Annotated in this window: 12 protein-coding genes; all 12 read right to left on the reverse strand. The window is 41.5% G+C overall.

Translation table 11 applies throughout. From position 1 onward, the window contains the following. Positions 1–467: 467 nt before the first annotated feature. Positions 468–1421, reverse strand: a complete 954-nt coding sequence (gene rfaD, locus N7974_RS02170; RefSeq protein ID WP_262964050.1) for an ADP-glyceromanno-heptose 6-epimerase — start codon at positions 1419–1421, stop codon at positions 468–470. Then, positions 1418–2842, reverse strand: coding sequence for a bifunctional D-glycero-beta-D-manno-heptose-7-phosphate kinase/D-glycero-beta-D-manno-heptose 1-phosphate adenylyltransferase HldE (gene hldE / locus N7974_RS02175; protein WP_262964051.1), 1425 nt, complete (start codon positions 2840–2842; stop codon positions 1418–1420). Before hldE ends, rfaD begins: the two co-directional genes overlap by 4 nt. Next, complete coding sequence (locus N7974_RS02180; protein WP_262964052.1) at positions 2832–3386, reverse strand: D-sedoheptulose-7-phosphate isomerase; 555 nt, start codon at positions 3384–3386, stop codon at positions 2832–2834. Before N7974_RS02180 ends, hldE begins: the two co-directional genes overlap by 11 nt. A 48-nt stretch (positions 3387–3434) precedes the next feature. Then, positions 3435–5189 (reverse strand): lipid A export permease/ATP-binding protein MsbA, encoded by a 1755-nt coding sequence (gene msbA, locus N7974_RS02185; RefSeq protein WP_262964053.1) that lies wholly within the window; start codon positions 5187–5189, stop codon positions 3435–3437. 97 nt (positions 5190–5286) lie between these two features. Next, on the reverse strand, positions 5287–6372 hold the full coding sequence (locus tag N7974_RS02190; RefSeq protein ID WP_262964054.1) for a glycosyltransferase: 1086 nt from the start codon (positions 6370–6372) through the stop codon (positions 5287–5289). A 9-nt stretch (positions 6373–6381) separates the two neighbouring features. After that, positions 6382–7119: a glycosyltransferase family 2 protein gene (locus N7974_RS02195; protein WP_262964055.1), complete on the reverse strand. Its 738-nt coding sequence runs from the start codon at positions 7117–7119 to the stop codon at positions 6382–6384. Continuing rightward, positions 7112–8332 carry an O-antigen ligase family protein gene (locus N7974_RS02200; protein ID WP_262964056.1) on the reverse strand — a complete coding sequence of 407 codons (1221 nt, stop codon included), beginning with the start codon at positions 8330–8332 and terminating at the stop codon, positions 7112–7114. Before N7974_RS02200 ends, N7974_RS02195 begins: the two co-directional genes overlap by 8 nt. Before the next feature lie 157 nt (positions 8333–8489). Beyond that, positions 8490–9365, reverse strand: a complete 876-nt coding sequence (locus tag N7974_RS02205; protein WP_262964057.1) for a glycosyltransferase — start codon at positions 9363–9365, stop codon at positions 8490–8492. A gap of 57 nt (positions 9366–9422) precedes the next feature. Further along, on the reverse strand, positions 9423–9851 hold the full coding sequence (locus N7974_RS02210) for a desulfoferrodoxin family protein (protein ID WP_262964058.1): 429 nt from the start codon (positions 9849–9851) through the stop codon (positions 9423–9425). A 116-nt stretch (positions 9852–9967) separates the two neighbouring features. Further along, the gene (locus N7974_RS02215; RefSeq protein ID WP_262964059.1) at positions 9968–10783 is read right to left on the reverse strand and encodes a hypothetical protein; all 816 of its coding nucleotides are present in this window, start codon (positions 10781–10783) and stop codon (positions 9968–9970) included. Between the two features lie 22 nt (positions 10784–10805). Continuing rightward, positions 10806–11231, reverse strand: a complete 426-nt coding sequence (locus tag N7974_RS02220) for a YqaA family protein (protein WP_262964060.1) — start codon at positions 11229–11231, stop codon at positions 10806–10808. A gap of 62 nt (positions 11232–11293) precedes the next feature. Continuing rightward, positions 11294–12193, reverse strand: a complete 900-nt coding sequence (locus N7974_RS02225; RefSeq protein ID WP_262964061.1) for a cupredoxin domain-containing protein — start codon at positions 12191–12193, stop codon at positions 11294–11296. Positions 12194–12394: the final 201 nt, after the last annotated feature.

A 12394-nucleotide genomic window follows, 5' to 3' on the forward strand; every position in this document is an offset into this window, starting at 1 on the left:
GTTCAATCTGAGCCATGATCAAACTCTTCAGTTTAAATCAGTTTGCCACTCAATAAGATGAGTAGCCAATCTTGGCTCGACTACAAAACTAAACGTTAAAAATTACTTCTTAATGTGTTGTTCCTGTATCGATTATTTTTTAACAGCCTAACAATCACCAGAAGTACCCACACAAATTATTTTGATCAAGTTGTTAAAGAGCGTTGGTGCCGCAGCACCGTTGAGTCCGACAATTATACAGAGCGGATTCGGTTTGTCAACCTCTTGTCGACATTGCGTGTTGCTGTCCTGCTTCAGGGCCAAACTGCTTTACCCCGAACAAGCCGGCCATTATAGCCTACCTGAACAACTTGTCAACCTCCGTGTTAACTTTAACTTAAAGCCTCCTTCCCTTCCGAAGTCGCTGCCCCGAAAGAACTGCGTATTATACAGCCACAATCAAAACCGTCAAGCGGTTATATGTTTAATTACCTCACACCTAGATTCAGCCAATCCAGATATTTTGTAACTCCCTGTTTAACAGATAAAAACTCTTTGGTATAACCTGCCTGCGTTAATCCGGAAATATCTGCCTGCGTATAACTTTGATAGACTCCCTTTAGATGCTCCGGAAAAGGAATGTATTCAATACAACCGTCCTTATGCCAAGCAATGACTGCGTTGGCAACAGCATTAAACGTTTCCGCCTTACCCGTCCCTACATTGTAAATACCACGCTGCTCTGGATGATCAAGAAACCATAAATTAACATCGACCACATCATCGACATAAACAAAATCGCGTTGTTGTTCGCCATTAGCCATGCCATCACAACCCTCAAACAATTTTGCCTTTTTTTGCGCTATGACCTGTTGATTAAAATGGAACGTTGTACTACTCATCGCCCCTTTGTGCTGTTCTCTTGGGCCGTAAACATTAAAATAGCGAAAGCCTACAATCGGAATTGTTGTTGTCGGCAATACCCGCCGAACATATTGATCAAATTGAAACTTTGAATAAGCATACATATTAATTGGCTGCTCACAACTACGGTCAACACGAAAGCCATGCTCTCCGTTCCCATAAACCGAAGCAGAAGACGCATAAATAAAAGCAATATTGTTCTCAATGCAGCTATGCAATAACCGTTTTGAATAGTCATAGTTATTTTTCATCACAAACTGCCCATCCCATTCCGTGGTTGCAGAACAAGCGCCTTGATGAAAAATTGCCCGCACACCACTTAAAAACCCCGGCTTTTCAATCTGCTCAATAAATTCCGTTTTATCCATGTAATCAGCTATATCAAGATCCGCTATATTGTGCATTTTTCGGCCATTGACCAAGTGATCAACCAACAATATATTGCTTTCGCCGCGCTGATTTAATGCCCGAATCAGATTACTCCCTATAAAACCTGCACCACCCGTGACAATAATCATTCCATCTTCCTCGCCTTGTTAATCATCGCTGTTGTTGATTGCCCATCGACAAACTGCAATATCTTTACTTCACCACCCGCATTAATAACGCAATCGCCGCCTACGACTTGCTCGGGACTATAATCACCACCCTTAACAATAACATCAGGCAACAATGCACAATACAAACGCTCAGGCGTTTCTTCTGTAAACGCCACCACCCAATCAACACAAGCCAATGCGGCCAGCACTGTCATACGTTCCTGCAAACCGTTAATTGGTCGCGATTCACCCTTGAGCTGCTTAACCGAGGCATCGGAATTAACCGCCACGCACAAGCGGTCACCCAGTGCTTTTGCCTGCTCCAGATAAGCAACATGTCCAGCATGTAACAAATCAAAACAACCATTAGTCATTATGATTTTTTCATCATGGGCTTTTGCCCGCGCAAAAAGCTTTACCAATTCTACTTCGGAAACAACGCCATACAATGAATCTCTATCGCCATGCATGGCCCGCGCCAACTCCTGCAATGATACCGTTGATGTTCCTAATTTACCGACAACAATACCGCCAGCCAAATTAGCCAGATACATGGCCTCAACCAAAGGCATGCCAAGCGAGACACCTAAAGCCATCACAGCGATAACGGTGTCTCCGGCTCCCGTTACATCAAAGACATCTTTGGCTTGTGCAGGCAATGAATGCACCTGATCATGCTCTATCAGAGTCATACCTGCTTCGCCACGAGTCAATAACAACGTTGGAATTTGATACAAAGCTAAAAGCTGTCGTCCTTTTTCAATTAACTGTTGATCATTTTCACAGGCACCCACCACGGCCTGTAACTCAGCCAGGTTCGGCGTTATCAAATCAGCCTGTGCATAACGCTGATAATCAACGCCTTTGGGATCTACCAAAACCTTAACACCGGCTTGCCTGGCGGCAATGATATAAGCTGACACATCCGCTAAAGTTCCCTTGCCATAGTCGGAAAAAACCACCACGTCGTTTTGTGGAAAATGCCTGATTAAGGCTGTCTTTAAAGCATCTTGATCAAAATTTATCGGCGTATCTTCAAAATCCAGCCGGATTAATTGTTGATGCTGTGCCATGACACGCAACTTACAGATGCTACGTAACAACGGCTCAACAACAAAATCGCACACCACTCCCTCGGCTTCGAGTAATTCCCTTAAAATTTTACTTTCGGCATCATCACCCACAACACCCAGCAAAGTCACTTTGCCGCCTAATTTGGCGATATTGAGAGCGACATTGCCGGCGCCGCCTATGCGGTCTTCAACCGATTTAACCTTAACGACCGGTACGGGAGCTTCAGGAGATATACGCAACGCCTGCCCGGACCAATAACGATCCAGCATAACATCACCAATAACAATAATACGGGCCGCTCCAAACTCAGGCGTTTTAAATAGCACTTAAAGCCTCCTCAATCGCACCACACCACCAATGACCAATTAAAATATGTGCTTCTTGTATTCTTGCCGTGACCGCCGAAGGCACAATAACGGAAACTGTTGCCAGCTCACTTAACTCACCGCCATCACCGCCGGTTAAGCCAATAACAGCCATACCTTTTGCTTTTGCCGCTTCGACAGCGCTGAGTATATTTTTGCTTTTTCCTGAGGTGGAAATAGCGATCAAACAATCTTTGTCATTACCAAGTGCCTCCACTTGACGCGAAAAAACCGTTTCAAAATCAAAATCGTTAGCATGGGCGGTCAAAATAGAACTATCTGTCGTCAAGGCAATAGCGGCCATAGCGTTACGCTTTTTTTCGTAACGGACTACAAATTCTGCGGCGATATGCTGACAATCAGCCGCACTACCACCATTACCGCATAACAATATTTTGCCGCCCTGCTGTAAAGTTTTGGTCAGTAATTCTGCCGCCGCCTCAATTACCTCCGTGCAATTAGCCAACCTGGCTATCATGGACTGATGCTCTTCAATTTCTGACATAAATGTCTTCAAAATAACATCCCCTCAATAATAAAGATTTGTACTGTATTAATCATCTTTTTCAGGATGCTCCTTAAACTGCATTTGATGCAAACGAGCATAAGCTCCATTTTTTTCAATCAACTCTCCATGAGAGCCCCTTTCTACAATACGCCCATGATCTATCACTAAAATCATATCGGCATTTTCAATCGTCGATAACCGATGCGCAATAACCAAAGTCGTCCGGTTACGCATCACTTTTTGCAATGCAGCCTGAATATATCGCTCTGATTCAGTATCCAATGCTGAAGTTGCCTCATCCAAAATCAGTATAGGCGCATCTTTCAATAACGCTCTGGCCAAAGCTAATCTTTGCCGTTGCCCACCCGATAACTTAACGCCATTTTCACCTATTTCCGTATCCAGTCCTTTATCCAATTTACCGATAAATTCCATGGCATAAGCATCTGTCGCCGCTGTGGTAATTTCGCTACGAGTTGCTGTCGTCAACGCACCGTAGGCAATATTATTGGCTATCGTATCATTGAATAAAGTGACCTGCTGATTAACCAATGCCAACTGCTTCCTTAAGTTTGCTAACTGATAGGTATTGATTTCCACGCCATCCAATAATATTTCACCACTACCATGAGGATAAAATCGTGATACCAAATTAACCAAGGTACTTTTACCACCACCCGATGCGCCAACCAGGGCAATAGTCTGGCCCGGCTCGGCCTTGAAATTGATGTCGATAAGCGCAGGTTCATTGGCACCGGCATATTGAAATGACAGCTTTTTAAATTCCAGTGCTCCCTTGCATCTTTCAGCCTGATAAGTTCCTTCATCCAACTCGCCCGGCTCATCCAAAATTTCAAATAACGATTCAGCGGCCACTATGCCTTTTTGGATATCGCTGTTGGCATCGCTTAATTGCCTGATCGGCCTGGGCAATAAAAACGCTGCCGTTAGATACCCGACAAATGATCCAACACTGGCTTGCTCCATAAAAAATAATGCCATGTACATTAAAAATGCCAACGCCAAGGCAATAATTAATTGCATAATTTGATTATGAATAGCGCCTGTCGTTGTTAATTTTAATGATTGCCGGCGATTATACAAACTACTTTCCAAAAACCGCTGTTTTTCATACTCTTCGCCGCCATAGCTCCGCACGACGCGATGTCCGTTAACCAATTCCGAGGTAATATGCGTCATGTCGCCTATCGATTCCTGGATACGCTTACTTAACATCCTTAGTCGTTTGCTGACATAATTAACCAATAAGGCAATAAGCGGTGCAACTACCAAAAAAACCAGTGACAGCAACCAGTTAACATAAAATAAATACACCAACAAACCTAAAGCAGTTAAACCTTCCTGCACTACTTTACGCACCGCATCAGTCGTTGCTTGTGCAACTTGTCCGACATTATGGGTAATACGTGAAATCATGTAACCGCTGTTATTGGCATCAAAATGAGCGGTCGGCAACTGCGTATATTTATTAAAAATCTCACAGCGCAAAGCATGAATTACATTCAAAGACACTTTGGCCAGAAAATAATTACCAAAATAATTACCGATACCACGAACAAGAACCAACCCGCTAAAAAATAACGGTAAATAGTACATTTTTTCGCGTGATTTGGCTTGCAGCGTGTCAATAATTTCCTGTACCAATGCGGCAAATAAAGGCTGGGTACTGGAATAAATCAGAAAGCCAACAATGCTGATGGCAAAAAGACCGCGATGTGGTGTTACATAGGTCGATAATCGTTTGTATATTTGAATGCTTGTATCAGGTTTTTTTTTCATATTTTTGAATATTTTATTAACAGCACTATAGGGACGACTTTAATCGCCAAGGTGAATGTATCACCCCTACAAATAACAAAGAGGCACCAGCTTTAAGCTAAATGTTGTTCGCCAAAATGACGTTTGCGAGATGATTGGCACTATGCTCATCCTGTAGCGTTTGACCGGCAGTGACCGCTTTTTCACTGTAATATTTATATTCGGCAATCACTTTTTTAATTGCCGCAAGCAAATGCTCGGGAGAAGTTGTATCAACAATAATTCCGGCATCAAATCTTTCAACTTGCCGCGCAATCCAGGTCCCGGCACTAGTGACGACAGGACTGCCAGCAGAAAGCGCATCTAATGTTACGCCACTGATACGATCCGCAAAATCAGCAGTCCGATAGGGTTGTATACAAATAGCACCGATAAATAAACGGCTATAAGCCTCTGTAGAGAGCGTGTCGGCACACATTTGAAGATGCGCGTAAGTAAGCTTTTTTAGTCGCGCAATATCCGCTTTGGTTTCTGCGTCGTATTTGCCAAAATGATCTGAAGACGTTTGCAACGTAAAAGGAATATCAATTCCCAGATTGCCAACATGTTCAATTAAATCGACCACCTTGTCAAAACCCTTGTCTTGGCGTGCCGCACCTGCAAACCAAACCCTTGAGAATGGCGTCGCTTGCGCAGGATTTTTTGAGACGACAGCTGAAACAGGATACGGAACCAGATGCGCCTGTTTAAAACCCGCCTCTTGAAACACTTTCACCACCGAATCTGTTGGCCCAAGAATGACCAAATTGGGTTGTTTAATGGCAAGCTGTTTTAACCGGGCAATTTTTTTATGACTATCATTTATCCAGTGAAAGTAAAAATAGACTTTATTGGGCGGGATAACGCCTTTTGACACCCAATCAAAAACAGCCAGATCAACACGTCCCGCAGTAGAAACCAGTATTTTTTCCTGAGTAGCCAATAATTTTTTATATAAAAAAAAACTTTGGATCTTGCGGATTTTTCGAAAAAAATATTTTTTAAGCTCAACGTTTTTTGCCGGTAATGTCAGCGAGGATAAATGATTTCCCCATAAAATAAAACGTGTCTTCTGGTCTGCCTGACATAAACTACTCACAAAACTAAAACAGTGTCCGGCTTCACTGGTTAATGTAGGCTCAACGATATTAATAATCTGCGACATGATTTTGTATTATCTATTCATCAGCATCAGTTTAAGATGCCGGTAATAAGTACTTTCTGCCGTCGATACTGCCAGGATAAAACCTTCGCGACCATCCAGAAAGCCGACACGCAATAAATAGCTTCGAAAGAAAGCCCATAGACCATGTCCAACAGCTTTTCTTAATGAAGCCGTTTTTTTTCTTTCATGTGACATTAACGCACCAGCAGTAGAATATTGATTCATTTTTGTTAATAAATCCTCCAAGTTTTCAATGCTTTCATGCAGGAAATGCGCCTTCAATGTACCGGTTAAACCTGTTACGATAACTCGTTCATGAACAATGTCGTCAGAGAATTTTGCATAATCCCGATGAAACAAACGGGTAACATAATCAGGCCACCAGCCGGAATGATGTATAAATCGACCACAAAAACTTGATAATCGGGGGATTTTCCAAGCCACACAATCATCAGGATTAGCAATAGCCCGTTCTATTTCTTGACGCAATTCGGGAGTCACCCGCTCATCAGCGTCTATTGACAGTATCCAGTCACCTTTTGCCAGTGACAAGGCATGGTTTTTTTGTTTGCCATAGCCCGGCCATTCATTTTTTGAGATCAGTGCGCCAAATTTATGGCAAATGGCCACTGTGTCGTCATCACTTCCAGAGTCTACAACAATAATCTCATCGGCCCATGCTACCGACACCAAACATGCACCTATAGCATGCGCTTCATTTTTAGTGATGATAATGACACTAAGCATGACTTGTTACCGATGTATTCCTGGCTTGAAGGGTCGAAAAGCATAATGCTATCATGGTCGCAAACCAATGACCTTCGGTGTGATCCAAAATAGGACTATTAAATAGACTGGTAATAATTAAAGACAGTAAAAGACCTTGAGCCAGCCATTTTTCTTTATCAGGTAATTTCTTGGCAGTGTAAAACTGACTAACAAGAAACCCTAAATAAATAAATAATCCTGCAAGACCTAACTGAACGCCTATCATAAAAAATTCATTATGTGGATTTGTTGATTTAAAACGCACATCAGGAACAAGGCGCTTATATTCTTTACTAAAACTACCCGTACCATGACCGAATAAAGGTTTTTCAGCGATTAGTTTTAATGAGTATTTCCAAAAAGTAAATCGTAGCCCCATGGAAGACTCGGTTTGCTCCGGAACCGGCTTTAAGTAAGCTTGAGTATTGGCAATGCCTTCATTAATACGGCTTGCCTTGTCAGAGAAATTAAAAAATAGTGTCATTAATAGAGCAACGGCAACAACACTCAATAAACGTTCTTTATTACCAAATCGTTGCATCGCAAATAACAAAACCAAGGCGACAACAATTAATTGACCGGTACGACCAGGAACCACAAAAAAAAGATTATGCAGACTCAATATAAATAAAGCTAAATAAAGCTTTGTATAGCGCTGATTGTCATAGGCCTTGTGCGCACAAAAAAAAGCAAAAAAAGAAATAAAAACACTATGAGTGATTCGACCCTTGAAAGAAGCATCACCCTGATTGTTAAGATCAAGAATATCAAAATACATTAAATAGGAAAATAAAAGTGCCAGCACAGAGGCGATAAAAAAAGCTTTCCATACCCAACTACGATAGCGCTCTGTCGTTAAAAATGAAATTAAAACAGGAATGAATAATAACTCCCTATACTTCATTATCATTGAAAAGGCATCGCTGTTTGTTACGCTGGTATAGCATGAGCCCAAAATGAACCACGCCAGCAAAAGCAAAGCCCAAGCGGCAACAGGATTTCTCTTTAAGGTACCGGGTAGCTCTATAAACTGAGTGGAAAGCAACCACACAACGCCCAATAAGGCCGAGACAACTATAGCTATCGTTGTTGAAAAATAGATTGAAACCACCAATAAAACAGTAATAAAAGTTTCATATTCATGTGCACGTAACTGTACTCGTTGAGCCAATGTTGTTGTATTGAAATTCATATCTCGAAAACTGTAAAATTAAGCGTTACAGATATTTTAGCGCCACGCCAAATACTTGCCTGCACCCCTATTGATTATTAAATCCTCTGGAGAGCTTACTGATGAAAAGCGAAAATTTGATTAGACCATACCGCTAATATTACCAGGGGGTTTTAAGTTACTTGATTAATCTATAGTGCCTTTTAGTAAAATTTAATCCAAATATTTTTTCTATTCGCATCAATAAACGATGTTTTTTTTCTCTTTTAGTTAACTGATGAGCGGGATTGGCAACAAATAAACCGGTTTCTTCCGGCAACCAATCTTTGATAGCTTGGGGATGCTCATCTGTAAAGAACTTTAAAATAGTTGCATCTATCTCCCTATAATTTACCTGATCAATACTTGCCGACTGATTGTCTTTATGCCAATAAGTTTGTACTTTTTGTGCTTTTAAATTCATTTGCTGTTCGTTTCTTACCCAGCCGTAATGATAAATTTTTGCCTGCGTATGCGCGGCTTTTGGGTATCTACCGGCTTTATTTTTATCCAGTACCAACCAAAACAAACCATCAGGGGCATAACTTCTAATTGAATTCTTGATAATACGCGCTTCAGTTTTATACCATGCCGGTGAATCCAAATAAGTATTGGCGTTGCCATAAAAATGGTAGTAATCAAATACCAAGGCTTCCACGTTATCATCATGTAAATGGGCTTGCATAGATGCTTTTATTTTTGGCAAATCATCTTCGTGTACAACTTCATCACCTTCCAGATAAAACGCCCAATCACCCGTACAATTGAATTGCGCAATCATTTTTTGCTGACCATACACATAGCCCCGATCGTGCATATTATCATTCCATGATGTTTCAATAATGCGTATTTTGTCACCGGGAATAGCTTTAATTCGTGCCAAGGTATTGTCTTCGCTCTTTCCTACCGCAATAACAAACTCGTCAACAATTGATAAAATAGAATTAATGGATTCAATAAAGGGGTAACCTAGTATTTCACCATTTTTAATAAACGTAAATGCGCTAATTTTCATTATTATTTAATACAATGGTGTCATTCCCAGGTGATTATTAGGAATGACATTATTCGTTTATACCTTGGCTTCGTTTAACCACAAATCATGTTTATTACACATGCTCAACACATATAGCATTCCGCTATAACCTTGCAGGGTAAATGTTGATATTGCAGCGATATCTTTAGTTGGATCAAACATATGCTCATCTAAAAACTTATGATTACTATCCAACAATACATGTTTCACAATATAGTGTTCATAACCTTTCATTTCGTGAGGCGTTACCACTTTTACGGTTACTTTTCCGCCCGCACTCTCTATATCAATACTAGGTAAATGCGTTGCAACCTTTCCACTCCAGCGACCAGGATCTTCCTTGGTATAATAAATATCGCTGGCTCCCTTTACCTGCTTTTCAGTATTAGCCAAGGCTATTGTTGGAGCGATAATACCCGCGCCAATACCGGCGACACTCAGACGAATAAAGTTACGACGTTCCATAGTAGATCCTCTTTTTGGATTATTTGTTGCATCTCAATTGAGGCAGAGACACGCTGCCTGATATTTACAGACTTGGTAGTCCATGCACTAAAAACTGACCCAAATATTTATAAGCATCAATCTGCTGTTCGTGAGCGTAATGTTCTGGCTTTTAAATAACTCAACCCCTTGGCTAAACCATTCAATACCAAGGGCGCACCGCCTATGGCTACCGCATCAACCAGACAATACCAGGCTGCGACGCCACTTGGCGGGTTACCCTGAGGCAATCCCAAAACCGGATCAATTGCTGCCCATTTCCAGGTACCGACTGCAGTACCGATTAATTCCAGCCATGTCGTAATAAAGAAAGCCGCCAGATAAACCATAGGCGAACGACCTTTAAACAGATAAACCAAAAACACACAAAATAGCAAGGCACCCACTGCATCACCCTGCTGCGGCAAGCCGCTGATACCCCAAAGCGACCAAATACCACAGACTGATATTACCAGCGCGGTAATTTCTCTGGCATATCTTAAAAACAAGCCGGAACGCGCCAAAGCAACAGCCGTTAAATAAACCATACCGTGACCAGGTGGCACATACGCCGGTACATTTCCAAATCGGTAAGTGTAACCGCCCATAAAAGGAGATGCAAAGTGTTCACCGATAGTGGCAAAAATAACCGCTATGACAACCTGCACTCTAATTTCCCTATTTTCTCCGAGCAGCAAGCCAATTAAAAATACCCAACCACTGACTCCAAGCGCATTTTGTTTTTCTATGCCGGCATCCGCATCGCTAATTAAACAGATTGCTACACAAAAAAAAGTAAACGCTGCTATAAAATAATCCCGCTTTTTATGCGGGTAAGCTATATGACTAGCCGGAAAATGGCTTAGTAAAGCAACTTCGTTTAGTCTTAATCTTAAAAGTTTTAAATCTATCATTGAACAAACCTATTTTCCAGCTTCAAACAAACAGCCATGCGATCACCGCGTATCTGCCAAACTTTCCCAACAAAATAACTGAACAGGCTGGCAATAACGGGAGCTTTAACCATCCGCCTGCGAAACATAAAGCATCACCGATTACCGGTAACCATGAAAAAAAAAGCACCCAGATACCTCTTTTTTTTACCATGATTAGTGCCTTCTGCTTTTTTTCTGACAACAGGCTGGCCACTGGAAATTTTCTCGCCGCCAGCATCCCTAATCCCCACGTTGTCATTGCGCCCAAAGTATTGCCAATAGCAGCTACAATAACCAGGTGCCGAACTTGAAAATGCCCTTCCGATACCATGTAAGCCAAAACAGCTTCAGAACCACCCGGTGCAATGGTTGATGATATAAATGCACTGAGAAACAGTCCCCACATACCACTCACTATTTCTTGCATTTATTTATCTCAAAAAAAAACCCTGCGTTCAAAGAGCACAGGGTTTTCGATGTTACCTGTATTTATTTTCCAGGCAATATCTTGTTTTTGTAAGCAACAATCAATCTAATCAGACGAGACAGTAGCTTTACAGCCAACTCAATAAAGGCTCTCAACAAATCAAATACGTAAGCAACCACCTCTGACACGCTCATGCCTTTAAACTTGCGTGCCAGAAAGGGTGCAGCAAGCAGACCTAATGCCAAGCCAATCACCGTAACACCTGAAATAACAGAATCATCAGGCGGCACAGCTGTTTTGGGAGCAGGACTGGCAGCATCTGCTACAGGTGCACTATCAATCTCGCTCGCAGCTTTTGCCATTAATTCAGGCAACGTTGCCTTATAATCATCCGCTATAACATAAGCAGTTACACCCGGAATACTCGGCAAATCACCATCACCTTCACCGACCTTAAACTGGGCTTTCATGCCTTTTTCCATATGCTGGGCAATATCACAATGCACCAGATAGGTTTTATCGCCGGGCGGTAAAATCAATGTTCCTGAAATTTTTGAAGGACCAGTCGCTTCCAAATGAAACATCCCTTTGGGATATAAATATTTAGGCAGACCATGCATCATCCATTGATGCCGCACGTTATCCTCATTAATAAAATGAACCGTTAATTTAGTGCACGGTTTAAATTTAAATTCCTGAGTATCAAATGCAAACATTCTACCTGGGAATTTTTCAGCATATTTATGACCGGCATGTACAGTAATTTCTTTGGTTTCAGATATGCTATCGCAACCACCGGGTAAAGTATCGGCATTCTGCCCCATCACCATACCTCCGGCCATGTCCATCAAGTGGCCATCACCATGATCCATCAGCATGCTGTCATGATCTTCGTACTCCTGAGCCATTACTGGCACAGAGAAAAGAACCATCAGCACTCCAACCGACAATAACTTCACCATTCTCAATTTCCTCTTATACTTGACATAATCAATACATTTTTTACGATCAATTATCAGTAAGGACGCTAAAGCTCAAATAACCAAACCTACCAGACAATTTATAATTGCTTAACAATATTACGCGTTAGTCTTAAAAATCAAAATAAATAGTCTTTTATAAAGAATTTATTATTCGCATTAAGCGCGTAATATTATGTGTTT

The organism is Methylobacter psychrophilus (assembly GCF_025583945.1).
Classification (GTDB): Bacteria; Pseudomonadota; Gammaproteobacteria; order Methylococcales; family Methylomonadaceae; genus Methylobacter_C; species Methylobacter_C psychrophilus.